Below are 25,705 nucleotides of genomic sequence, written 5' to 3' on the forward strand. Positions count from 1 at the left end.
GGGTGCTCGTCAATTGAATAGATATCTATCTAACTTTTTGAGAACAGTATAATATAAGACTATTTTCTAATTACAACAGTAACTCTGTCTTAAATTTTTTATCTAAATCTTCACTAGTTTCCAGCACTTTCACAAACATCTCTAACCTCTTCACTAGTTCTTTATATTCTTCAAGATGTATACCTAATTCCTCTTGCAATATCTTTACTTCTTCATTCACTTGTTCAAATGAAACTAACTCTGCTATATTCAGCTTTGAAAACTTCAATTTCATTTCTTGCTTTTTCTCAACTGAATCCAGTAAATATTCCGCTACTTGATTTAAGATTGTCATACGTTCTTGTAAAGCATTGATTCTCAATTCAGACGCTGCCAGTTCATGGACTAGCTCATCTTTAATCGTGATATAAGATTGATTTTTCACATCCAGCTCAAGTAAAGCATCTACTTCTGCAATCTTCTCTTTAAGCATCTCCACAGTTGTCTTTCTGCGAAATGGAATAGTTTGATTTTCAGTGCTGAACTGTCTAATCAATGTTCGACCTTTCATATAGCGGTTTTTCTCGGAAGCGTCTTTGTGGTAAACATAGTAGGAGCTGGTTTCCCTGATAAAAACCTTCACCTTGTCCTCTTCCATATCAAGCTGCATATTCGGCACAAAGATAAGTCCCTCCTGACGAATACCAAACTTGACCTTGATGTAGATTCCATCATCTACTACTTTTTCAATTTGATTGAGTTTCAACTCCACCTCAAATTCATGCACGGCATCTCTGTTACTCTTAAACTCTTGATAGGACTTCCAGAACTCCTCCTCCGTTGGGTGTTCTTTTTCTTTGGAGAATTTCTCTTTTTGGTAAACTAGAACTAAATCCTCAACTTTTGGAGCTTGACAATCCTGTTTCTTCTCAAAATAATCTTGGAAAAACTCCACATCATAAAGATTTTTCTGGTCTAGTTCTGTCTCCTTTACCTCCACTCCTGCAAATCGAAAATAAACATGCTTTTGCTTAGGATTGATAGTTAGTCCAAAGAGTTTTGCTTTTTGAAGTAAATCACCTACATTCTCAACTTTCGGCAAGAGAAATTCCATGAGGTTTTCCATTTCCCTTTTGGCAAAGTATTTCTTGAAAAATCCTTCTGTGTAAGGCTGCTTGCAATTGAGTTTGTTGCCACGCACCACCTGTTTCATAGTTGAATCCGTCATAAAAAAGGTCGCATGCTTGTGACTGAAATCTATTTCTACATGTAGTAACGGAGCGTTCTTTTTGAAATCCTCGAAGTCCCTAGAATGTTCTATCAAAAAATAAAGTCGTTGCTTGAGTTCGTACTTGTGATTAGTCTTACTATAGACTTCATACTGCTGATGAGAATAGCGATTCTCAATGATTTTAGCCCCTGCAATTTTAGAAAAACGGTCAGAAATCATACGAAGATTTCGCTCTACTTTGTAGTTCCACTTGAGTTTTTTGTCCGAATTGCTATCTACTGAATTGATGATAATATGATTGTGCAGGTGGTCTTTATCAACGTGGGTCGCAACGATAAAACGAAATTTTCCACCCGTCAACTCCTTTATGGTCTTATAGCCAATCCGATTGATTTGTTCAGGAGTGAGATGATCATCTAGAGAGAAAGACTGAATGATGTGGTGAGCATGAATTTTTCTTTGATTCTCCTCCTGTCTGTCATGACGAAAATCGTAAAGCGTATCGTTACTGATGAAATTTTCCTGATACATCTGCACCAACTCTTCATAACTGGGAAAATCAAGAAAGTTTCTCATGGCATAGTCCGATACCAAGGCAAGGTTCTTGGTCTTATCTGGATTGAGAATGTACTTGATGAGCTTTCTACGGTAACTCTTTCCGTGAATGGCAAAATGCTTAGTGATGACCATAGAACTCCCTCAGCTTTTGAACTTGAATTATAAATTCTTTATCAACCTCTTTTATCAAGTCAGCTATTCCTTTTTTCAAGTTTTGCAACTCTTCACTTGAAATCAATTGAGATCGATTGACACTTCTTGCAATCTGGTTGATGTTGTTGCCAATCCTCTTCAGCTCAAACACCAAATCTTGATAACCGTTTGTGTCAATGGTAATGAAATTCATACCAGGGTCAAGCAAAGTTCGTCTCGCATATTCAGAAAAAGATTTGCAGCCGCTTTGGCCAATACAATGTTTCAATTGACTCAATTCGCTATCAGACAGAAACACTTTCTTGAGATTGGTTCGGTAACGATGTTCCATATACTCACCTCATGTATTTCTCACGGAAGTCTTGGCTGAGGGGAATGGAGTTTCCAACTTCTTTAATCAACTCCTGTACGCAGGTTAAGAGAATAGATACATGATCTTGAGTAACTTGACGTTCTGACTGTGCCAATATTAAAACATCATGAACGTCACGACTGATTTGTTCTAGTTTTTGGGATTGCCAGAGGGAAAACCACTTTTCAGCAGTCATTTCAAACTCTTCCTCCAGCAATTTATTTCGAGCAAAGGGCGAAAAATGTTCAAATCCCTTATTTTTCATCATCACTTCAATCATTTCCAATTCATTTGCAGTTAAATTAACCTCTTTGCGAATATCTCTGTATTGTTCTGGCATGCTACTTCCTCACTTTTATCTATTGTCGGATAATTCCCGACCCCGTGTCAACCACAGGAAACTTATAAAAACAAAATCTATCATCTTGTAAGGCTTTGCGAGCTCAGATATTGTGTCCACAATATCCCAAAAATCATATCTCCAGCCGACCAAAATCTTCTAGTTTTGACAGCCAACGATAAGATAACTTGGTGGCTTTGCCCCCAAACCCCCAGAGAAAATCACAATTTGATTTTCTTAGGAATGATATTAGGATAACAAGGATGATTTGGAAAAGTTATCACAAAAATTGAAAATGGGAGTAAGAAAAAGAGAGCTAAATGCTCTCGAAGAAAATTATTATCCTTGTAATTCACGCACATTTTTATACTGGATATCAGGTTGAGGATTTGAATTAGCAAATTTATATCCCATAAATAACGCATTTTGATCATTATAAGTTGATAAAATAATTTGATACTTTTCAATAATACCATGACGTAAAATCTCAATAAATGATAGTACATTCATCGCATCCATATCCTGAATAGGGTCATCTATCATTAAGAAATTCAAATTATCAGATAGCTTGAACATCGTATTTAAAGAAAGAGTAAAGGCAAGCGACACAACAGCTAACTGCCCCGTACTTAGCTGATTCATTACATCATGATCATTTTTAGTGTCGGATTTAAATCTAATAATTGCTACCGTTTCGTTATCACTACTCGTTGTTTTCTTGTACGTTAAGAAAATCCCCATACCTTGTTGATAATTTTGCAACATTTTTGCTGAGTATATGAAGAATGGGATGCGTAGTTGTTTAACAATGCCTATTTTGAACTTTTTCACCTCTTCTTTATATATAGTATGAATTTCTTTTAACCGTTCTGCAGTTTTTTCCAATATTTTTATTCGACGTGATAAGTCTTGGAACTGTTGATTTTGAACTAGTTTATACTGCTTATCTATATAGAGTTTCTTCTCCTCTAGATCTCCAATACGAATATCCTCTAATACTTCCACTTTACTTTGAAAATATGTAGGAAATATATTCTCAGCATCTGCTATCAAATTCTCATTAATGGCATATTTTTCGTCAATTGCTAAGTGGATAGCCTGTTTTAATTCATGCAATCGACTATTAATCATCGCCATATTTATCTTCGAATATGAACTTGATTCTAATTGGTATGTTTCAAACTGCAATTCAGGAAATTCTTCTCTTAAGTCGTCCAGTTGTCCCTTTATCTTTTCCAGACTATTAATATCTAAAACACTATAAACATCATCATCAACTACCAATTTAGATCGAAACTCTTGTAAGCTAGATTGATACTGATGATTATAGTTATCAAATTCTAAATTCTCCAGTTGATAAGGTGCCATATTAGTATACGCCTGAATAAAAGTTTTAAAATTCTCAAGATATTTAGAATAACTTTGGTACGAACCGCTCAATTCTTGTAATCTATCTAATAGTTTTTTATCTATGTTGGTAGTAAGACTGTTTATTTCATCAGTGATTTTTTGCTTCACTTGTTGGATTCTTGAATTCAATGATAATTGAACTTCTTGTAATCGCTGACTATCTCTAGATGAAATTTCAGTCAGGTAATCTGTGTAATTATTATAAGAACTCTTCAAATCAACGAAAGAATCAAACTGATTGTTACAAAATGGACATTTATCTTCATCAACATGATTCTGTTGTCTTAGCTCATCAAATTTTTCACCAAATTTTCTCCGTAACTGTCGTAAATCACTTAAATTTTTATCTGCTTGTCCAACACTTTCTCTTACCGTCTGGTAGCTTGTTAATTGAACTTTAAGTGATTCAAAATCATTTGATAACCTATCATTTTGAACATACTGAAAAGTCTGCACTGTCATTTGATTAATATCAGTAGATAGATTCTCCCAGTATTGATTTAATTGTTGTTTTCGCCTATATTCATGAGTGATAGTCTCAAATGTTTGAAGGTAATTTTCTAAAAGTACGTATTCAAAGAATATCGGATTCTCTAAAATGTATTTTTCCCACTGCCATTGATAATTAGGTCTTTGAACAAGTGGAGACAAAATAGCAAATTGTAAAGCGCTGTCAATTGTATTGATTTCTTTCTTTCGCTTTTCTCTCTCCAACTTTCGTTGATATTCAAAAATAGAAAAACTCTGTTTAAATTCAATAATCTTTTGAATGGTAACTTTAAAATCATCTAACTGACTGAGGTTGTCTACAGAAAACGGACTTTCTTTATCAAACTGAAAGATCTGTTGATTAAACAACCTTTGATAGGAGATGTTATCCAGTTCTTGCTGGGTAAGTTTCTCTTGTTGATCAGTAAGATATTCCAAATTATCGCTAATAGCTTTATTTACTTTTTCAATCTTACCTATTCTATCTTCTATCTCATCAGTTTTTACCAAAAATGAGAGATCGTTACTTCTATCTTTCTCAGATTTTTTCAAGAAAAATGTCGTTTCTTCTTGTTGAATATAGTTAAACAGATTAAAAATCTTAGCAAGTTTATATTCCCCATTAATTTCTAAAAAATTATCAATTGTAGTCTGGTCTATTTCAGACAATTTAATATCATTATCTACGCTACTAAAATTTTCATCAGTTGCTTCCTCCTGCTGAAACAACTTAAACTGACCGATAGACCTCTTCGGAGCGTATAAAATTCCACCGTCTGGCCTATTATTTATCAACTTTCGAACAAGAACCAACTGATTACCATTTGACTTTTCCAACCATAATTTTATAATCACTGGGTCAGAAATATCATTTTGGAAGAAAGGTTTATTATACTTGATATTTTCTCCAGTCACTGGAATATTTTGATTGATTCGAGAAATATCACCTGTTAAACCTAGCTCTATTGCATCAAAAATAGTCGTCTTTCCAAATCCGTTTGGTCCAACTAAGAAAGTTATGTTATCGCTAAAATCAATAACCGTTTCATGTCTAAAATTCTTAAAATTATAAAGTAAAATCTTCTTGATTTTCACAAGTTCCATCCTCCAAAATTTGTTGTAAACTATCTATTATGGCAGTATCTTCAAGTTGTGAACCAATCTTATCACTATTAAACAACTCTAAAATCTGAGTTACTTGTTTTTCCTGCTGAAGTAATTCCGCGATTTTGATTCTTGATTCTATTCTATCTTCAATTGTTTCAAAGTGGTCATTGGAATGAGGGAGAGAAATAAAGGGTAACTTAATAATCAGTTGCATAGCAATAAAATAGCTATCATCAAAAAACATGTTTTTCTCAAATTTATCAAATAAACTTTCTTCATCTGAATCATCGTCGTTTTCTTGAATGTATTGAAGTAAAGAATCAGCATCAGGCTTTAGTTCTACAAGACCTTCTTCGGTATAAAAAATAACATACTTCCTGAAATAGTATTCGTCCTCCTCAATGGATACTATTTTATTTAAGTAAAGGTTGTAAAATTCATGAATATTATCTACTTTTATTAAAATAAATAAGGAGGTATTCTTTTGGATTTTATTATCTACTTTTTGAAACCGAGAAATCAAATTCTCTAATTTCTCAGTTTTAAAAAAATCTTGAATTTCTCCTATCTCAAAATGTTCAATAAGAAAAAATTCATGTTCGTTACCAAATAGCTCCAAAGAGATACCCTCAATCAGATTGTATCCGCTAGAGTCCATAATACTAGCTAAAAAATCATTCATATTGTTCTCCTATTAATTTTTTTACCGTTTTATCAATATCAATAAATTCAAGATGATTTGAAAATAGACGATTCATATCAGAAGGTCGTTGTCTATATGGTGGCTCCAAACCATTATCTAATTGACTCTGCTCAAATAAAGGTGAGTTTATCCGACCATTTACAAGATAATCTACGTCAAAGCTCGCCTTTAGAAACTGCTCATTATTTCTAATTCTTTGAACAAGTTCCCCCACCTCTCCATTTTTGCAATTCTTATTAATTAAACTCAGTCGAAAGCTTGACTTCGTTGAATTATAACGTAGCTCAGAAATATCAAAAAAATCCTGATTAATATTTTTATAAAATTCACAAAATATTTCTTCAAAAATGTCTTGATCAAGTAATTCAAAAATGGTTTGATTATCCAATGCCCCCTTTATATCTTTTTGAGGATGTAAATCAATAAGAAACTGTTGAAATCCTTTATCGGGTAAATTTAGATCAGTAATCAAAGAAGCATCAATATTTTGCTTATTACTATTTTGCTTATTACTGTTGAGATTCCAATATCTCTCCAACATATTTCTAGCTGTATGAATTGCTCTCTTTTCTCTTTTTTGAATAGAAATGATGATAGTATAAATCTCTGAAAAATTTATAACAGGATAACTACCTCTTCCAGTTTCATGTGCCTTTCTGATTTTAGTACAGAGTAAATCTTTCAATTCAAATAAAGTTTCTTTAATATGCTCATCATCATTTTTGAGATTGGGACTAAGTTTCGCAAGCAATTTTTTTATTTCTGTCTCACAGAATCCATCTATTTTAGATTCATTAACATCACTCAATCCACAATATTTTTTGCCATCGGGATACTGATATAATTTTATTCTATAAGGATTTTCAACAAATCTTGGCTTCGCTCCCCTCTGATTTTGAAATAAAAATTCAAAATTTTTTTTGGGAATTCCAAACCCTTCAACATAACAAACTGTATGTAAGTATCTGGAATTTTCATTAACACCATCCGTATTAAATCCTCCTATGATTTCAATATCATTCTCCACTTTCTTTTTAATTCCTATCAATACATCCACATAGTCATTCGGATACTTTCCTTTTGTCTTTGCTTTAACTTGATGTCTTGAAATAACGATGTCACCCTGTACTATGTCTATATCTTCACCATCTTCTTTTTCAAATTGAACAGAGTAGTTACAGAAATCTTCATCTTTTTGAAGCAACTCACTTAGTTCTTTCAACGCAAGAAAAATACCAACCTTACCTTGATGATTATACCCACTCCAACTAGATGTCGCATTATTCTTTTTCCCAGCCACTCATTACTCTCCTTTAACTTTCAACACCCTCAACTGTTCCCTTCCCATCTTCATCATCTCCTCTTCCACCTTACTCCATTTTCCAAAAAGGCATTCTTGGAGAACAGCGGCAGCTGAACCTTCATCTGTTTCTGAATCATATACACAACTTCTATCTCGTTGATAGATTTGGATTTGTTCGAAGATACCTAATTGCTCCAGCTGGTGGGCATTCTCAACTAGATTGTTCACTATCAGATCATGATGTTCTTTTGGAGTTGCGCGTGCTTGATTTGGATTGATAATGTACAGTTCTTCATAACGGATAAGAGTACTTAGATAGGACAGCTCAGGCTTTGTCGCAATCAAGGCTAATTGTACTTCATATCCCTTACTTTTCAAGAGTTGTGCTGTTTTCTTTGGAACATCAACTGTTCGTAAAGTTCCCTCAATCAAAAGATTGTATCCCAAATGACTCAATTCTGTTACTAAATACTCTACCATTTTCCCCGCAAAATCTTTGGTGTATTCTACACTATCTTTGCCATATTCTCGCTGCAGTTCTAAATAGTGTGGATGCTGGGAACGAAAACTATCGCCATCTATGATAACAATATTTCCTTGAAATTCTTTCTGTTTAATACGATGAATTGTAGTCTTACCAGCACCACTTTGCCCTCCAAGCAAAATTGCTATAGGTAGCTTACTGGACTTTTTTCCTCTTGTCAGAGAGCGAACATTCCGCGCTAAAGAATGTTTGAATTCACTATCAGTATACTCTTGGATTTCCATTAGGCTACCATCCGTTTTTCAGATATCTCTAACATACGTTCAATTCCATCCAAATAGCCACTATATCTCTCTAATTCATCAAAAGTTTCTACTAAATAGATATTTGTATGAATCAAGTCAGATAGATCATCACTCATTAAAATCCAAGGATTAGATTCATCATCAATGCTAATCCCCTGACTATCTTGATAACGATAGAGTCTAGATAATAGATTAGCACCTCTTTCTTTCACAATTTCAATTTTCAAAGTCAGTTCATAATCTTCAACAGGATTGAGCATTTTATCCTCTCCTACAATATCGACATAAGATACATTAAACTTCTGACAAATGATATCTATTAGTTCCGTAGAGACTGAACTCGTTCCATTTTCATAACGACTCAGACTATTTCGTGAAATACCTACAATCCGTGCAAATTCGGGTTGTGTTAAGTCATGTGTTTTACGTAAGGATTTTATGTTCTTTCCAATCATAGCAAACTCCTTTATTTTTATAAATCCATTATAGCATAAAAAAGCATAACGCACCAAAAATGGTGCGTTATTTCTTGTTTTTCTATCCTAAACTTTACTTCTATAAAAGTCACCTAAAGAGCTATAAATATTTATTCTTGTATTAATTTTTTCGATGCGCAAACGATATCTACAAATACATCTATAACGATTCACCTTTTAGGATTTTTATTGTCAAAATTGCCTTTATCTACAAAGACAAAATGCTTATAAAATAGCTTGAAATCAAGGATTATCACCTTTTTCGTTGTAGCAACACTCCACATGTGATTATTAGGCTATTAGCAAAGCGTATCCAATACCTCAATAAAGTGTTGTTTTTACTGATATTTTAACTATATTGTATAGTCTACTATTTAAATCTCAATTAGGATATTTTATAGAATACCCAAAATTCAACAATAACTAAAAGTAAGATTCCATTGTATTTCCTTGTTGGTCTTTCATATCACGAATTTTATTTTTCAGAATATTAAAGTTACAAATTTCATCTCTAATATCGTTATCCGCTCTGTAGCCATTAATCATCTCAGTCAGAGTTTTCCCTTTACTACCATTCTTTATAGTAGTATTTACTCTTTTTATACTGCTTTCAAAAGGCTCATATGTTTTATACTTAATTACTTCGTCTTTAAAATTAAATAAAGGTGTATCCGGCTTAGCATTCCATAAAATAATCAACCACATTATAACATTATAAAGCTGCTTTGCAGTTTCATTCCACTTTTCAGGTTGTAAATTTCCACTCCCTGTATTGTCATATTCTTGTCTATTATTTACATGAGAATCACCTACAAGCGGATTAAAAAGAGGTAGCCCTTTGTGATTAATTAGTTCTAAAAAATCCCTTGCCGCACCCATGCAACACTGAATAACTTCCTTCTTGCCATCAATTTTACTCTCAGCGATAAATACATAATATTCATCTTCAATAGTTGCTCCTGCATCACTATGTTTTTGTTGATTTGCTAACAGCTTAATATGTGCTTTAGGCTAAACTTCAAAATCTCTAACAATTCTTTGTCTTGTTTCATGTCCTCTACAATTCATTTAAGTTCTCCTTTACAAGTTTAGTAACTAGCCTTATTATACTATATAAGATATGAAATGTACCATAATCTTCATCAACTAGTTTTTAGAAAATCACAAATCCATCTGGAGAGATGACAAGCTGATTCTCCAATTCTTGGCAATTGCTTGCTAGTGCTACTGCTTCTTGCTCTAAAAGATAATCTTCTGTTGATTGGTTGAATATTGCTTTGAGGATCCGTCCTTCGTATTTCCATTCCAGAGCTACTAAATCAGATTTGATTTCTTGAAGGCTATACTTGCCATGCGAAATAATTACTGACGCGTATTTCCGAATCTTAATCAGCCTCTTCATAAAGTTCAGCATATCATTGTCACTTGATACACGTTCCCAAGGCATACAACGACGACAATCTGGATCTGGTCCTCCAGTCAAGGCTAGCTCGGTTCCGTAATAAATGCACGGTGTTCCTTTTTGTAAAAAGAGAAAGGCTAAGGCTGATTTAACCAGTTGAACATCTTCATTGGCCGTCCACAGGATTCGCTCTGTATCATGTGAATCCAAGAGATTAAACATGACCTCTGAAATCTGCTGCTTGTAATACATAGACTCTCCATTGATTTCATCGATGAACTGGTCTGTCTTCTTAATTCCTCGTAAGAAATAGTCCTTGATACTATCAGATAAAGGATAATTCATGACGGCATGGAACTCATCTCCATTTAGCCAAGGCTGAGATGTATGCCAGACTTCTCCTAGGATATAAAGATCAGGATTTTTAGCTAAAACTGCCTTACGAAAATCCTTCCAGAACTGATGGTCAATCTCATTAGCCACATCCAAACGCCAAGCATCGATATTAAACTCTTCAATCCAATAAGTCGCAACCTTTAAAAGATAATTCTTGACCTCTGGATTGGCTGTATTTAGCTTAGGCATATAGTCCTCGAAACCAAAAACATGATAGGGTAAGTCTCTCTTATTAACTAGCTTTTCAGTTGTCACTGGGAATTGTTGAATATGGAACCAATCCTTATAAGCAGACTGTTCACCATTTTTGACGACATTTTTCCATTGAAGAGATTGCGAACCAATATGATTAAATACCGCATCCAGCATGACTTTCATGCCACGATGATGCGCTTGATCCACCAGTTCCCGAAAGGTCTCCTTGTCTCCAAAATGACGGTCAATTTCAAAGTAATCTGTCGTATTGTACTTGTGATTGCTTGCAGATTCAAAGATGGGACAAAGATATAGTCCAGTAATACCCAAGTCTTGCAAGTAATCCATATGATCAATAATCCCCTGTAAATCACCACCAAAGAAATCATCGCTCTTAGGTGTGACAGATGAATCCCAGTCTAAAGTCCCTTCTGGGTTTAATAGAGCATTGCCATTGGCAAATCTTTCAGGAAATATCTGATACCATACCGTATTTGAAACCCAGTCAGGAACTTTGCAGGCATCAATCTCATGAAGATAAGGCAACTTAAATCCATTCCCAATTGCATGAAGATTTTCTAGAGAATTTTCCACACACCCTTTATCGCCATACAAAATATTTTGACCTTCTGTATCTCTGAGCTCAAAGAGATACTGGATACGTGCAAAGTCAACTGACACTTCAACCTGCCAATGGTCAAATAAGGTACCAGAAGTTATCTTGACCATTTCTTTTGTATCCTGATAAAACTCCTCCATAAAGATAAAAGGGTCCCCATAGTGCAAGTTGATGCTTTCAATGTCCCCTTTCTTAGTTCGAATCGAATATGGAGTTTCTTATCCTTATCTTATAAAGATAGGCATACTCCGACTCAGGCCTATGGTAAATAGCACTCAATTCCATCAATTTGTCTCCTAAAGTATTCATTCAAATTTTACGCAAACGTTTTTAAACTCAATAAATCCAGTATACTATTTTTGTAAACTATTTGCAAGGAATGTCCGTTGTTAAAGGAACTATCTTTTAAAGTATACAAAAAGCCTTAAAAAAGGCTTTCTCTATATACTAATCCTCTTTCGGTTTTGAAAATACTTCTACTCGCTGAGCTAGGACTTTGATTTCTACAGGTAGGTTATCTGATTTATCTCCGTCAACATCTGACTCAATTCACTATCTGAAGAGATTTTAATATTACGCGCTTTGATATACTCGATATTATCATTTGCGACAACATCCCCTTTTAATAAATCAGGAATGACGGATAATTTGGAGAATATAGAGGCATCTTTCAGAATCAAAATGTTGGCATAGCCGTCCTTGTTTTCTTCAAAGATTTTCTTATCAGCGAAGTAATTTGTCAAAAGGACCAAAACATGGCTAGCTTCACCAACATAATTTCCATTTTCTGTCTCAACCTTAATGTTAAAGACCTGATCTGTCATGACAGACTTCATGGTATTTACAGCATAGGTTAAAATACCGAATTTTGTTTTGTCCTCTATTTCAACATTGTGAATCGCCTCAGGCAGAGAACCGATACTAAAGATATAACCAAAATAGTTGTCATTTGCTTTACCGATATCAATCTTATTGGTTAAATCAAAATCCAGTTCGTCAACTGCGCCATCGATGTCTTGATTGATTTCCAAAAGTTTTGTAATGAGGTTACCCGTACCGCCTGGGATAATCCCTAACTTAGGAATGTAGCCTCTCTCATCAATACCTGAAATGACTTCATTGACAGTCCCATCTCCACCAAACACAACCACTGCATCATACTGCTCACGAGAAGCTTCTTCAGCAAAATGTGTTGCATCCAGCGCTTTTTCGGTAATTTTGGTTTCAACATATTCAAAGTATTCTTTTGCTTTATTCTCCAGCTTTTCTTTGTAATCCAAAGCCTTCTCGCCACCAGAAGTGGGGTTGATAATTACCATTGCTTTTTTCATTGATTTTATCCTTAATTTTAAATAGAAATGTTTACATTTCGTCGTATGCAAGTAAATGTAATCCTATTATACAATGAAAATACAGAAAAGAGAAATCTGATGTACTGGAGATTAATACGCTTTTATTCTATTTTCCCATCACCTAACTACATCCTTTAAGGGTTCATCCAAGTAAGAATAGGCCTTATCCTTGATCCAATCAGGAATACCGTAAGCTGCCTCTGCTATGCTACAAGTGATTGCTGCGAGAGTATCACTGTCGCCACCAAGTGAGATGGAATTTCTTATCGCATCTTCGAAGTCTCTACTTTCAAGAAAGGCGATAATGGCTTGAGGGACAGTTTCCTGACATGTTTCGTTAAAACGATAGTTAGGACGGATTTCATCTAAAGTTTGAGATAGATTGTAATCGTATTCTTTTTCTATATAATCCTTAATTCGTCTTTTACACTCTGTAGGATTGTCGTTAATTGATTGCTCGTACTCTCTACAATAACCACCAAAGTAAAAACGACATAGAAAGATAGCATCAGCTGTAGCCATAGCGCCTTTGACACCTTCTGGATGATTATGAGTTACCTCTGCAGAAAGACTCGTAAGTCCTCTAGATGATGGCCATATACCAGTTTTCGCATAAAAACCACAGTCCATGATCCAAGCACATGGAGAAATACGCATAGCTGATCCATTACCAAAGCTATTATAAGGCTCACGGTTATCGCTGTTTAGCCATGCATTAAACCGAGCACCGTAATCAGCATTCGGATACATTCTGCCATATTTCTTCATCGCGTCAATGAAGTCGTCTTTTTGTCCACCATTCATAATTGCTTCTGCAACAGCACAAGTCATAACCGTGTCATCTGTAAAAAAGCAGTCCTTCCGAAATAAAGGAAAGTCCTTTGTTTTGATATTGTTCCATTCGTAAACAGAACCGACAATATCTCCAATAATTGCTCCAAGCATCAGATTCCTCCTTGTTCATTTTGATGCTTTTTATATTGGTTATCTACCATATTTATTTTAGAAAATAACATCCTGTTGGATTTTAAAAATTTCATTTTTTTCAAAAGGGTTTTACCATTTCTTTCCACCTAGCTCTATGAAAATTGATTGATTTTAAAGGAGATAGGCCATAATTTCCCAATGCATAACCATCATTTACTTCAACAACAAGTGTTCTGCCATCACGAGTAACACCGATATCTAGTCCATAAGCTATTGGCGCATCTTTCCAACATGATATCGCTTCATCAATTACACTTGCATCAAATTGTGCATGATAATCACCTGTATAGGGTCGAACATCTAATACGCGACCATCTAACACAAAACAACGCCATTCATCTATGAATTCTACAACCTCACTAATCCATATAGGATAGTCGAAAGGTAGACCAATACCTATTAAATCATGGGTTCCATTAACAACTCTTCCAGTAAAGACTTTTGAACCAGCTTTAGGCTTAATAAATTTTCCCCAATTATCAGGTATATTCACAATCTCTCCTAAAATACCAACATAAATCTTTCGACCATAAAACTCTTTAAGCTCAATAGGATAGTCATAAATAGGAACGTTTAAGCCCATCATTTTTAGTAATGCTCTAGTCTCCATTATATAATCTACAACTATATCTTCACTTGTTAACTCTTTTATTTCAGAAAAAGATTGATATAAAATAACTTCTTCTCCTTGTAAGTAGGCACCTACTTGAGCATTGTATTTATTAATTGAAACCTCACTTGGTAATTTACTTTGTCTAATATAAACAACCATTTCATCACTCCTATATCACTAGTGTTACACCAATTTGTAAAAAATAATAGCAATTTTGCTCTTATTTTTTTGAGTAAATAGCCCCCATAATATCATCGAAATAATCAACGGTATTTAGGAGTAATTCAATAACCTGGGACTTTGTTAGTCGCATTCCCCTTCTATCTCTAGCATCTTCTACTAAATTTTCAAGTTTCTCTAGATTTTTATCATCCAAGCTAATCATTATTCTATTTTTATCGGTTGCCATTTTCATCACCTCAAGTTAATTCTATCACAGGTGTAACACTTGTGTCAACTGGCTTTTATAATACATTAGTTTAAAAGTGGAGAGGATTTTTTACACAGTAACTTTAAATCTTTGGTATTAAAAAATTTTCACAATATTTATAGAAATAAAATCTGTCTCAAATCAGTTATCAAATCTAGTATAAATTATGAGCGGCTACTCTAATACTTTCCCTCTAAACAAGAAAAAGACTTACACTCAAGGATTTTCTTCCCCCCTTCGTTATAACGTTTTGACTCTTTTACTAGCAAAGGTATATACTCACAAGGAACTTTGGTTGACTATTGAATCTCTCCAACTTCTTCTTTAACATATCCTTCTACATCTTCAATCTCTACAAACATTGGGTCTAAGTGACACAAGAAATGCCAAACTTCGATCCCTTTTTTCTGTAAAGAATCGCTTCACCGTCTTCACTTCCGAAAAAGCTTCTGTCGATTTCATATCCGCGGCTTTCTAAGAAGTCTTTTGCTTTACGATAGTTCGTTTCTCTTGTTTCGACATAGGCTTTAACTTCATGGTTGTTAACGACATATGCATCAATTTTTGAATATCCTTCGATCACTCTATCATTTTTGAGGGATAAATTTGAAATCTCTTTCCAAATAATGTTTACATTTTCCCCAGGATCGAACATAAATTTAGATAAAGGAACAATATTTCCGTTAAAAATAATTTCCATATAATCCGGTATGTTTTTAGGATTAAAATACTCCACTTCAAAACCATCTTCTGTTTCCAGAGTGTATCCGGGATTTGAGCTACAAAGGCTTTCCCATCTTCTATGGAATCAAATGCTACTAAATCTTTAGAATAATCATTTTGGTACAATTCCAATATAACCATCGATAATCTCTCCATTTTCATTATCAGGCTAATGTAAATAAGCACGTCACCTGACCAATTCAGGCTCTCTGTATCATCTCATCATATTTCCTACTTACTTTACGAGTCCTATACCCAGAACACACCTTATCGACCTTCGGTCTCACCTCGTTGCATTGGCTGAACATCTACTTTTACTTCGCTGATGCTTCAACTCGTACAAGCAGTGATACCGCCTCAGCGTGATGCGTCAGTGGAACTCAAAAGGTTTGGGGAACCTTTTAAGGATTAACTACGTTTCTCCAACAAGCTTACACATTCGACATGGTGCGTTTGAGGAAACAAATCCATAAGCTGGACTTTCTTCAACTCATATCCCAATTCTCGGTAGAGTTTAATATCACGCGCCATGGTTGCGACATTGCAGGAAATATAGGCGATGCGGTCTACTCCTGTTTGAGCGCTTGCTTTGATAAAGCTATCGGTCAATCCCTTTCGTGGTGGGTCGACCAAGATAACGGTTGGTTGAATACCTTCCTTGAGCCATTTCTTCATGGCATTTTCAGCCGTGTCACAGACATAGTGGGCGTTTGAAATATTGTTCAGCTGAGCATTTTTTTTACTATTCTCAACCGCTTCTGGAATCAGTTCAACACCGTAGACTTCTTTAACATGCTTGGCGACTGATAAACCAATGGTTCCAATACCAGAATAAGCATCAATAACCACGTCATCTTTTTTTAACTCTGCAAAGTCAATGGCTGTTTGATAGAGTTTCTCCGCCATTTCAGTATTGACTTGGTAAAAGGCTGGGCCAGCGATTTGGTAGTCATTTCCCAACATCTGGTCCGTAATATAGTCTTGACCATAAAGAGTTCGCCACTCCTTACCAAAAATCGCATTGGTATTCTGGTCGTTGATATTTTGCATGACAGACACAATCTCTGGGAACTGCTTGATAACTTGTTCAATCAATTGGTCAACACGAAAAACTTTTGGACGAGTTGTCACCAAAATAACCATGATTTGCCCTGAATAGTGTCCGCGACGCACCACAAGATTACGAATCAAGCCAGTTTGTTCCTTTTCATCATAAGGTTTCAAATCATAACGGCGGAGCAAGTCACGTAGGGCTACTACTAGCTCGTCAATCACAGGATTTTGGATAAAGAAATCTTCTAGAGGCATGAGGTCATGCGAATTCTTACGGAAAAATCCAGTTTCCAAGACACCATTAACACGACGAACAGGCACCTGTGCCTTGTTGCGGTACTTGACTGGATTTTTCATACCCAAAGTTTCAGCAACTTCTACATCTGCAATTCCAGCAATCTTGTAGAGACTGTCCTTGACTTGCTTGGTTTTAAACTTGAGCTGTTCTGGATAAGAAAGGTGTCCTAAATCCGCGATTCCTGAACGCAGGTAAGCCAAATCTAGATCTTGATTACGGTGTGGTGACTGGACAAGGTATTTTTCAACTTTTCCAAAGCCAATCTTTTTATTGACCTTGAGGACACGCATGAGAATTTTTTCACTCGGTAAAGCATTCTCTACAAAAAAGACCAAACCATCTACCTTGGCAACTCCTGCCCCTTCATGGGTCAAGTCAACAATTTCAACTTCTACAATATCATTTTTCTTTAACATTCTTTTCTCTTTCTATTGGCCGACAAAAAAGACGGCAACGTTACGGTTACCATCCATTATACCATGAAATTTCTTAAGAACCAAAACTCTTGAAGAAGGTGACAAGGGCTTGCCAGAGGGAGCTTAAGAAGTTACCACCGTCCTCTAGCGCCTTATCCGCATCAAAGTTAAGGTTGATATTTTTAAAACTGTCGCCAGCTTGTGATACGATGCTTTGTTTAAGGTCATTTAGGGTTTTAGTGAAATCTGCATTGCTGAGGATATCACTCTTTGAGAGATTCAAGGCAAAATTGATGATGATATTGATCTGGTTTCCTGTTATGACCTGATCAAGTTTGTAATTTTTTAAGGTATCTTCAACAATCTTGCGGATATCTTCTTCTGTCAGATTTCCCTTGCTTTCTTTAGCTTTGGCGAGTCCTGACTTGATATCAGCTAGGGCAACGTTTAATTTATTAGCATCATAGCCTGATTTGTCCTTGTTTTCAGCATTGATATCTGACAAAGCCTTCAACTCTTCTTGAGCCAAATCTTTATTAGCTTGTGGCACCTTGGCTCCATTAGCCTCTAGCGAATAGTAAATCCCTGCTAAAGCACTTTCTCCTGTAACTGGAATAGGGGCTGCTACAGTGATTTTGGCATGTTCCATACCCAGCGTTACTGCTGCGTTTCGGTACATATCCTGAGTCACCTTAGTGATATTTTCTGGTGTTTCAATCTTGACCTCAAGTGGCGATTTGTCACCTAGCTTTTGAATCTTGGCTGATGAATACAACTGTAAGCTAGAGTCATTGGCCACATTCATGATTTTAGAATAAACATCAGGTGTCATGGTCTTGAGTTCTTTGGTATCTGTTGAGGCATTGTACCCCAGTTTTTTAAGAGTTTGATTTTTTTGGTCTTCAGATAGGGAAGAACCTAGGACATATTCAGGTTGGACATAGGTTTCATCGATAACTTTTTGAACATCTGTTGCTGCATGGGCGCTACTCATAGCTGTTACTGCCCACAAGACCGCAGCACTGGTCAGAAAGAGTTTCTTTCTCATAGGGAATTTCCTCCTTTACCTTTCTAGAGTAATATATCTATCTTAAAGAAAACTTATAGTCATAACCACCCGTGAAAACGGGTGGCTTGTACAACTATAAGCCGTTTCTCTCCAGCGGCGTCTAAAGACGCTCGCTGAACTTCGTTCAGGTCATGCTATATTACTTGACTAATGCCCGTCACAACGGGCTTTTACCTTGTTCTAAATCCGCCATCAGAAAACGGATCTTCATATTCTTTTACACTCAGCTTATCGAGTGCAATGTCATTCTTTTCCTGCTCGCGAATATATTTAGCTACGGTCTTTTCGTTTAGTCCAACGGTACTTACATAGTATCCCCTAGCCCAGAACTTTCGATTTCCATACTTATATTTTAAATTAGCGTGCTTATCAAATATCATCAATGCACTTTTGCTCTTGAGATACCCCATAAAATCGGAAATCGAAAGTTTGGGAGGTATCAATACAAGCAGGTGTACATGGTCTGGCATCATATGACCTTCGATAATCTCCACGCCACGACAACCGCATAGATGTTTAATAATATCTATCAAATCCGACCTGACTTTGTAATATATCGCCTTACGGCGATACTTAGGTGTAAAAACTATATGATATTTGCACATCCATTTAGTATGTGATAAACTGTAACTGGTTTTAGCCATTTATTTTTCCTCCTTTATCTAACCTGAACAATTAGATTATACTTGGAAAAATAAATGGAAGCTAGAAGCCTTGTCAGCCACCAGCATAGCTGGTGGTTTTCTTGTTTTTCTCTACGAGAAAAACTGGCTTGAAGCCATAACAAAAACATCTGGACTAGCCAGATGTCGAAAAGAGAGTGAAACATTTGATAATGTAAAGGTTGAGTTGCACCTGTCTAGAATAATAATAGTTTCCTCCATTTACATAGAGTTCGGCTCCATGAAAAATGGAAATGGGGTGAATATAACTATAAGTCTTTCCAGTCGTATTACCCAGCAAGGGAGCAACAGTATCACGGGAGTACTGTTTGGCCAGTGCTAGGGTGTTTTCCTTACCATTTTGGGCGATAAAATCGATATAGGCAGGTCCAAAATTATAGGCTTGAACAGCCGTCCAGACATCTACCCCCTTCTTCTGGGCCAGATAGAGATTATCTGTCAGAGTTTGAACGCCTTGCCGAATGCTAGAGGCGTTATCATTGATGGTATTGGTTGAGCCACTTGCAGACTCACTAGACTGCATGACATCGCCTTCTTTTCCTTTTGTTTCAGTATAAATCATAGCGAGCACAAGCTCTTCGTTTGCTGGTGTGTCTTTTTCACTCAAGATTTCTCGCACCATGGGTTGATAGGTCATAACTTGCTTAACATCTTGGTGAACGCGGTAAGCTTTATATCCAGCAAAAAGGAAGACTGCTAGTACAAGCACTCTTCGAATTCGTTTAAACATTATTTACTTTGGATATCCTCGATATTTTTGATTAAGATAGAGTAGGTTCCATTATCATTTTGGATAAACTCAACAGACTCGGCGTCTTGATAGACGTTATTGGGAACGATGAGCTCAATTCCATTTGACAAGGAGAGTTTTTGGTTTTCAAATTTCTTTAATTGGCGACTGGCATCAATTTCATCAAATTGAACAGGTTCTGGTACGGCTTCTTTGACTTGGTCAATAAAGCTTAGACGAGCCGTCAGATTGTTGTCAAAAAGGTCATTAGCCAATTTCTCAGGTGACAATTCATTGCTTTCTTCTAGGTTGTTGAAAATAGCTGATTTGACCTTGGATTGAAATTGAAAATCATCTGTGTTAAAAGATTCAGCAATTCTCTGGGCTGTTTTTTCTAGTTCTTTGATAGATTTCTTGGGTGAAATCTTAGGAGCGACAGTAAGAAGATTATCTGAAAAATAGTTCAAAAAAGTCCCGTTGTACTTGATTCGTTTTTCAATCAGATGGTACTTGCGGCTCTGAAGATTGACTACCAAGGCCTCATCAGCCCCTGTTCCAAATCCAGGCAGGTTATTCTGAGTCAGCTTGATTGGATTATCAACTTCTCCTCCGAGGTGAGTCAAGGTCTCACGCAGGGCAATTCTCAAGAAAGCGAAATGTTCCACACCTTCTTTAGAAAATTGCACAAAAATCAAGTCATTGGTCTTGAGATTTTCAGAAATGCTAAACTCCTCTTTCCAGAGATTAGCCAGTGTTACTGATGTCTCCAATAAATCGTCTGTGATGTGATTGAAGAAGGGATTTTCTTCCTCGAAAATCCCAGTCTTGGCTTCATCTGAATACACACGTTCAATTTTTTTACGCAGGTATTCTTCGATTTTTGGAGTAATATTGAGAAGCTTATCCGCTAGGAACAGCTCGGTATCAGTAGGACTGAACTGGTGAATAATGGCTTTCTTAATATAAATGTCCATAAAAGTTTTAGTCCTCGTATAATGGGAAGGCGTCTGTCAACACTTTGACTTCACTTCTCACTTCTTCTAAGACAGCTTCATTTTCTGCATTCTTAAGGGTTTTAATGATGAGTTCAGCCACTTTGCGACTCTCTTCTTCACCAAATCCACGCGCAGTAATGGCTGCAGATCCGATACGAATCCCACTTGTCTTGAATGGTGACAAGGTTTCGTAAGGAATTGAATTTTTATTTAGGGTAATATTGACTTCATCCAGCAAGTTTTGAGCAACTTTTCCGTTTTCTACAACCTTAGTCACATCAACAAGGAAGAGGTGATTTTCAGTCCCACCAGAAATAATACGGAAATCAGGGTCTTGCAAGAAGACATCTGCCATAGCTTTGCTGTTTTTGATAACATTGGTAGCGTATTCCTTGAAGGCTGGATCCAAAACTTCTTTAAAGGAAACAGCCTTGGCAGCTACAATATGCTCCAAAGGTCCACCCTGAATACCTGGGAAAATAGCTGAATTGATTTTCTTAGCTAGATCCTCATCATTGGTCAAAATTAAACCACCACGAGGGCCACGAAGGGTTTTGTGGGTCGTTGTTGTAGTGATATGAGCATATGGTACTGGGCTTGGATGTAGACCAGCTGCAACCAAACCAGCAATATGAGCCATATCTACCATGAGTTTAGCCCCAACAGCATCCGCAATTTCACGGAATTTTGAAAAGTCGATAATTTGAGAATAGGCTGAAGCACCTGCTACGATCAATTTTGGTTTTACTTCTTGGGCTTGTTTCAAGATAGCATCAAAATCCAAGAGTTCCGTTTCAGGGTCCACACTATAAGAAACAAAGTTGTAGGTTTGACCTGAGAAGCTGACAGGAGCTCCGTGGGTCAAGTGTCCACTCTACTGCCAAATCCATCCCCATAACGGTATCACCTGGCTCAATCAAGGCCATGTAAGCCGCACAGTTGGCTTGGCTTCCTGAGTGAGGTTGGACATTAGCGAATTTAGCGCCGAAAATTTCTTTTGCACGTTCAATAGCTAGACTTTCTACCACATCTACTACATCAGTTCCACCATAATAACGGTGTCCTGGGTAACCCTCGGCATATTTGTTTGTCAAGATAGACCCTTGAGCTGCCATAACAGCCTTGGAAACTACGTTTTCCGAAGCAATCAACTCAATGTTGTTTTGTTGGCGTTCTTCTTCTTTAGCAATAGCATTCCAGAGATCAGCATCGTATGCTTTAAAATCATCTTTATCAAAAATCATAGGTCTTCTCCTTTTATTGTGTGACTAGTCCATTAGTTTAATTTTCTTATTAGAAAATCAAACTAAAAGATGCGAATAAACCGTTTCTGCATTTTATCACAAGTATAACCAACTTTTTCATAAAATACATGAGCACCCAGACGATAATCGGCAGAGTTTAAGCGGATAAACCCATAACCACGTCTTTTTGCTTCTTCTTCCAACCCTTGTAGTAAACTTTTACCGATACCTTGACCTTGCGCTTGAGGTGAAACTGCTAAAGCTAAAATATTAAATCCTGCTTTAGAATAAAGTGATTCATAGACCTCAGCGTGGACATATCCAAGCAAGGCATGACTAGCTTCATCCTCATAGCCAAGTAGGAAATGATGGGAATCCTGAGACAGTCTAGCTAGTTGGCTAGCCGTTTCCTCTGGACTAAATGAATAGCCCAAAGCCTCTTGGTTGATATAACATATAGCTTTCACATCTGTTTCTTGCAAATCTCTTAGCATCTCATTCCTCCTCAAAAGAAATCTCTGGCAACTGAGCAAGAATATCTTCTCGCTTAATGGCCCCTTGGCGTAAGATTTTCACCTTGTCTCCAGACAAGTCCAAAATAGTTGAATCCTGTCCAGTTAGAAAAGCATCGTCTTCCAGACCCAGAACATCTTGGTCAAAATCCTTCAGAATTTGTTCAAAGGTTACTCCACTTGCCTGACCTGAGATATTGGCAGACGGTCCAATCAAGGGCCCTGTCACTCGAATTAAATCCAGTGTGATAGGGTGACTAGGCATCCGAAATCCAACAGTTGCAAGGTCAGAATTGACCCAATAGGGAACTCGGTCATTGGCTTCGAGAATAATGGTCAAGGGACCTGGCAAAAAGGTCTCTACAAGTTTTTGAAGATAAGTTGGCTGATTCTTTGAAAAGTACAAGATGTCCTCTAAAGAGGAAATATTGAGATTGAGCGCCTTGTCTCTAGGACGATTTTTGAGCTGGTAAACATGGTCAACTGCTTTTTCGTCTAAAGCCTTAGCAAAAAGACCATAAACAGTCTCTGTAGGTAGAACGACAGCTCCACCCTTTTCCAACTCTTGTCTAATCCTGTCCATCATCAACCACAACCATCCTATCTTGACCAAATTGGTCCTTAAGTGTTCGTACTCGTTTTTCAGGAAGATGCTTCCTAAAAAGTTCAGGAACACTTTGACCTTGCTTGTATCCAATTTCAAGGTAAATCTTACCACCATCTTTGAGATAGTCTTTTGCATCTTCCGCAATTCTACGGTAAATAGCTAGGCCATCCTCATCTGCAAAGAGAGCTAGATGAGGCTCCGAATGCAAAACATTCAAGCCGACCTCTGACTCATCTTCACGAGAGATATAGGGTGGATTGGAAACAATTATATCATATTTTTCAGAAATTTCTGTAAAACAGTCAGATTTTTTTAAAAATATTTGAAGATTTTGCTTTTTAGCATTTTCGTTAGCTACATCTAAAGCATCTTGGGAAATATCTGCTGCTATCACTGACCAAGCTGGTCTGTTTTTTGCTAGAGCGAGAGCAATAGCTCCACTACCTGTTCCAATATCCAGAACTGAAAGATTTGTCTCAGGATTTTCAGCTAAGATAAGCTCCACCAACTCCTCTGTCTCTGGACGAGGAATCAAAACCCGCTCATCAACTGTTAACTGCATCCCATAAAAATCTGCCTGTCCGATGATATACTGTGCTGGTTTATGAGCTGCTAACTGTTGGAAAATTTCTTTTACAAATACTTCTTCCTCTTCCGTCACTTCCTGCTGGAGGGCAAAAACAAAGTCTGTAAACGTGAGATCTTTCAGACTACGATAGACAAAAGAGAGGCTTTCTGCTTCCTCTCCTTGTCTTATCAACTCTTCTTCAAAATTTGAAAATAATTGAGCTAATTTCATTATTTGTTTAATTCTTCTAATTTTTGTGTTTGGTCATAGAGCACCAAGGCGTCCACAACTTCGTCCAATTTACCAGATAAAATGGTATCTAGTTTTTGGAGGGTTAAGCCGATACGGTGGTCTGTGACACGGTTTTGTGGGAAGTTATAAGTACGAATACGTTCTGAGCGGTCACCAGTACCGATTGTTGATTTACGCTCAGCGTCTTGTTCATCCTGAGCAATTTGTGCAAAGTGGTCAGCAACACGCGCACGAATGATTTTCATGGCCTTCTCACGGTTCTTCTGCTGGGTACGTTCTTCCTGCATCTCAACCTTGATATTGGTTGGCAAGTGAACGATACGAACGGCAGTCGCAACCTTATTGACGTTCTGTCCACCAGCACCAGAGGCGTGATAGATGTCGACACGAAGGTCTTTGGGATCAATGTCGTATTCAACTTCTTCAACTTCTGGCATAACAAGAACTGTCGCTGTCGAAGTATGAACACGGCCTTGGCTTTCTGTCACAGGAACACGTTGCACACGATGGGCACCTGATTCGTACTTAAGCTTAGAGTATACAGACTGACCTGAAACCATGGCAACCACTTCTTTGAAACCGCCAACACCGTTCATAGAAGCCTCCATGACTTCAAAGCGCCAGCCTTGGACTTCCGCATACTTTTGATACATGGTCAGAAGGTCACCAGCGAAAAGAGCTGCTTCATCTCCACCAGCGGCACCACGGATTTCAAGAATGATATTCTTATCATCGTTTGGATCTTTAGGAAGGAGCAAGATTTTCAGTTTTTCTTCGTATTCTTCTTTTTCAGCCTTGGCATCTTTGAGTTCTTGCTTGGCCATTTCTTCCAAGTCAGCATCTCCACCTGATTCCTTAATCATTTCTTCAGCGTCAACGATGTTTTGAAGGACTTGTTTGTACTCACGGTAGGCTGTTACTGTATCACGAGTTGAAGCTTCTTCTTTTGAAAGCTCCATAAAACGTTTGGTGTCCGATACCACATCTGGGTCACTCAGCAATTCTCCTAATTCTTCATAACGGTCTTCTACAGCTTGTAGTTGATCATAGATGTTCATTTTTCTTCATTCTCCTTATTGATTTCAGGCGCAAAATAATGTTTACGGCAAACTGAGATATAGGTTTCATTTCCACCGATCTGGATCTGCTCACCATCATAAACGGGCAGTCCATCCTGTGTTCGCAAAACCATAGTCGCCTTTTTCTTGCAATACTGACAGATGGTCTTGATTTCGTCAATCTTGTCTGCTAAGAGCAAGAGATACTTGGAACCTTCGAACAGTTCATTGCGAAAATCATTTTTCAAACCAAAAGCCATGACGGGTATATCTAACTCGTCCACAACACGAGCTAGGTCGTAAACATGGTGACGTTTGAGAAACTGGGCTTCATCGACCAAAACACAGTAAGGCTTTTCTGGTAGGTCTCGGATATAGCCGAAGATATCCGTCGTTTCCTCAATCGCAAGGGCAGGGCGTTTCATACCAATCCGACTCGACACATAGCCAACACCGTCACGCGTATCCAGAGCCGAGGTCATAATCACAACACCTTTTCCTTGCTCCTCATAGTTATAGGCCACCTTGAGAATCTCAATCGTCTTACCAGAGTTCATGGTCCCATAACGATAATACAACTGTGCCATGTTTCTTGCTTCACGTCCATTTCTAA

General features: G+C 37.0%; 21 protein-coding genes and 5 pseudogenes. All 26 read right to left on the minus strand.

Translation table 11 applies throughout. The features are described from left to right. Positions 1-70 precede the first annotated feature (70 nt). Complete coding sequence (locus QMQ21_RS07820) at positions 71-1,900, minus strand: SAG1250 family conjugative relaxase (RefSeq protein ID WP_119919522.1); 1,830 nt, start codon at positions 1,898-1,900, stop codon at positions 71-73. Beyond that, positions 1,887-2,252: a MobC family plasmid mobilization relaxosome protein gene (locus QMQ21_RS07825; RefSeq protein WP_119919523.1), complete on the minus strand. Its 366-nt coding sequence runs from the start codon at positions 2,250-2,252 to the stop codon at positions 1,887-1,889. The genes QMQ21_RS07820 and QMQ21_RS07825 overlap by 14 nt, the downstream gene beginning before the upstream one ends. Before the next feature lie 4 nt (positions 2,253-2,256). Next, on the minus strand, positions 2,257-2,613 hold the full coding sequence (locus tag QMQ21_RS07830; protein WP_119919524.1) for an SAG1252 family conjugative relaxosome accessory protein: 357 nt from the start codon (positions 2,611-2,613) through the stop codon (positions 2,257-2,259). A 339-nt stretch (positions 2,614-2,952) separates the two neighbouring features. Further along, entirely contained in the window at positions 2,953-5,607 is a 2,655-nt protein-coding gene (locus QMQ21_RS07835; protein WP_166735819.1) for an AAA family ATPase, read from the minus strand. Beyond that, a complete protein-coding gene (locus QMQ21_RS07840) occupies positions 5,579-6,301 on the minus strand; it encodes an ABC-three component system middle component 1 (protein WP_138700919.1) in 723 nt (240 codons plus the stop codon). Before QMQ21_RS07840 ends, QMQ21_RS07835 begins: the two co-directional genes overlap by 29 nt. After that, positions 6,294-7,622, minus strand: a complete 1,329-nt coding sequence (locus QMQ21_RS07845) for an ABC-three component system protein (RefSeq protein ID WP_261814207.1) — start codon at positions 7,620-7,622, stop codon at positions 6,294-6,296. Before QMQ21_RS07845 ends, QMQ21_RS07840 begins: the two co-directional genes overlap by 8 nt. Before the next feature lie 3 nt (positions 7,623-7,625). Further along, positions 7,626-8,393, minus strand: coding sequence for a type II toxin-antitoxin system toxin PezT (gene pezT / locus QMQ21_RS07850; RefSeq protein WP_166735821.1), 768 nt, complete (start codon positions 8,391-8,393; stop codon positions 7,626-7,628). After that, positions 8,393-8,869, minus strand: a complete 477-nt coding sequence (gene pezA / locus QMQ21_RS07855; RefSeq protein ID WP_050261634.1) for a type II toxin-antitoxin system antitoxin PezA — start codon at positions 8,867-8,869, stop codon at positions 8,393-8,395. The genes pezT and pezA overlap by 1 nt, the downstream gene beginning before the upstream one ends. Before the next feature lie 444 nt (positions 8,870-9,313). Beyond that, positions 9,314-9,769, minus strand: coding sequence for a hypothetical protein (locus QMQ21_RS07860; RefSeq protein ID WP_000500478.1), 456 nt, complete (start codon positions 9,767-9,769; stop codon positions 9,314-9,316). 274 nt (positions 9,770-10,043) lie between these two features. Then, positions 10,044-11,787: pseudogene (locus QMQ21_RS07865) on the minus strand (glycoside hydrolase family 13 protein). 162 nt (positions 11,788-11,949) lie between these two features. Then, positions 11,950-12,833: pseudogene (locus QMQ21_RS07870) on the minus strand (diacylglycerol/lipid kinase family protein). A 138-nt stretch (positions 12,834-12,971) separates the two neighbouring features. Further along, the gene (locus QMQ21_RS07875; protein WP_050277243.1) at positions 12,972-13,799 is read right to left on the minus strand and encodes an ADP-ribosylglycohydrolase family protein; all 828 of its coding nucleotides are present in this window, start codon (positions 13,797-13,799) and stop codon (positions 12,972-12,974) included. A 57-nt stretch (positions 13,800-13,856) separates the two neighbouring features. Beyond that, a pseudogene (locus QMQ21_RS07880) lies at positions 13,857-14,613 on the minus strand (ATP-grasp domain-containing protein). Between the two features lie 61 nt (positions 14,614-14,674). Then, complete coding sequence (locus QMQ21_RS07885) at positions 14,675-14,863, minus strand: hypothetical protein (protein WP_000179769.1); 189 nt, start codon at positions 14,861-14,863, stop codon at positions 14,675-14,677. Positions 14,864-15,183: 320 nt separating this feature from the next. Continuing rightward, positions 15,184-15,748 (minus strand): annotated as a pseudogene (locus QMQ21_RS07890) (hypothetical protein). Between the two features lie 267 nt (positions 15,749-16,015). Then, positions 16,016-17,374 carry a 23S rRNA (uracil(1939)-C(5))-methyltransferase RlmD gene (rlmD, locus tag QMQ21_RS07895; protein ID WP_261814211.1) on the minus strand — a complete coding sequence of 453 codons (1,359 nt, stop codon included), beginning with the start codon at positions 17,372-17,374 and terminating at the stop codon, positions 16,016-16,018. A gap of 73 nt (positions 17,375-17,447) precedes the next feature. Beyond that, on the minus strand, positions 17,448-18,422 hold the full coding sequence (locus QMQ21_RS07900; protein ID WP_166735826.1) for a DUF1002 domain-containing protein: 975 nt from the start codon (positions 18,420-18,422) through the stop codon (positions 17,448-17,450). 191 nt (positions 18,423-18,613) lie between these two features. Further along, the gene (gene tnpA / locus QMQ21_RS07905; protein ID WP_001140801.1) at positions 18,614-19,087 is read right to left on the minus strand and encodes an IS200/IS605 family transposase; all 474 of its coding nucleotides are present in this window, start codon (positions 19,085-19,087) and stop codon (positions 18,614-18,616) included. Positions 19,088-19,241: 154 nt separating this feature from the next. Continuing rightward, positions 19,242-19,856: a cell wall hydrolase Pmp23 gene (gene pmp23 / locus QMQ21_RS07910; RefSeq protein WP_023940692.1), complete on the minus strand. Its 615-nt coding sequence runs from the start codon at positions 19,854-19,856 to the stop codon at positions 19,242-19,244. After that, entirely contained in the window at positions 19,856-20,830 is a 975-nt protein-coding gene (locus tag QMQ21_RS07915; protein WP_261814212.1) for a nucleoid-associated protein, read from the minus strand. Before QMQ21_RS07915 ends, pmp23 begins: the two co-directional genes overlap by 1 nt. Before the next feature lie 7 nt (positions 20,831-20,837). Continuing rightward, positions 20,838-22,095: pseudogene (gene glyA / locus QMQ21_RS07920) on the minus strand (serine hydroxymethyltransferase). Between the two features lie 62 nt (positions 22,096-22,157). Then, positions 22,158-22,589, minus strand: a complete 432-nt coding sequence (locus tag QMQ21_RS07925) for a GNAT family N-acetyltransferase (protein WP_166735829.1) — start codon at positions 22,587-22,589, stop codon at positions 22,158-22,160. 1 nt (position 22,590) lies between these two features. After that, on the minus strand, positions 22,591-23,193 hold the full coding sequence (locus tag QMQ21_RS07930; RefSeq protein WP_166735830.1) for an L-threonylcarbamoyladenylate synthase: 603 nt from the start codon (positions 23,191-23,193) through the stop codon (positions 22,591-22,593). After that, positions 23,177-24,013, minus strand: coding sequence for a peptide chain release factor N(5)-glutamine methyltransferase (gene prmC / locus QMQ21_RS07935; protein WP_119943364.1), 837 nt, complete (start codon positions 24,011-24,013; stop codon positions 23,177-23,179). Before prmC ends, QMQ21_RS07930 begins: the two co-directional genes overlap by 17 nt. After that, a complete protein-coding gene (gene prfA / locus QMQ21_RS07940) occupies positions 24,013-25,092 on the minus strand; it encodes a peptide chain release factor 1 (RefSeq protein WP_049522097.1) in 1,080 nt (359 codons plus the stop codon). Before prfA ends, prmC begins: the two co-directional genes overlap by 1 nt. Beyond that, on the minus strand, positions 25,089-25,679 hold the full coding sequence (locus QMQ21_RS07945; protein WP_000068143.1) for a thymidine kinase: 591 nt from the start codon (positions 25,677-25,679) through the stop codon (positions 25,089-25,091). Before QMQ21_RS07945 ends, prfA begins: the two co-directional genes overlap by 4 nt. Positions 25,680-25,705 lie beyond the last annotated feature (26 nt).

It is taken from the genome of Streptococcus bouchesdurhonensis, from assembly GCF_948472335.1.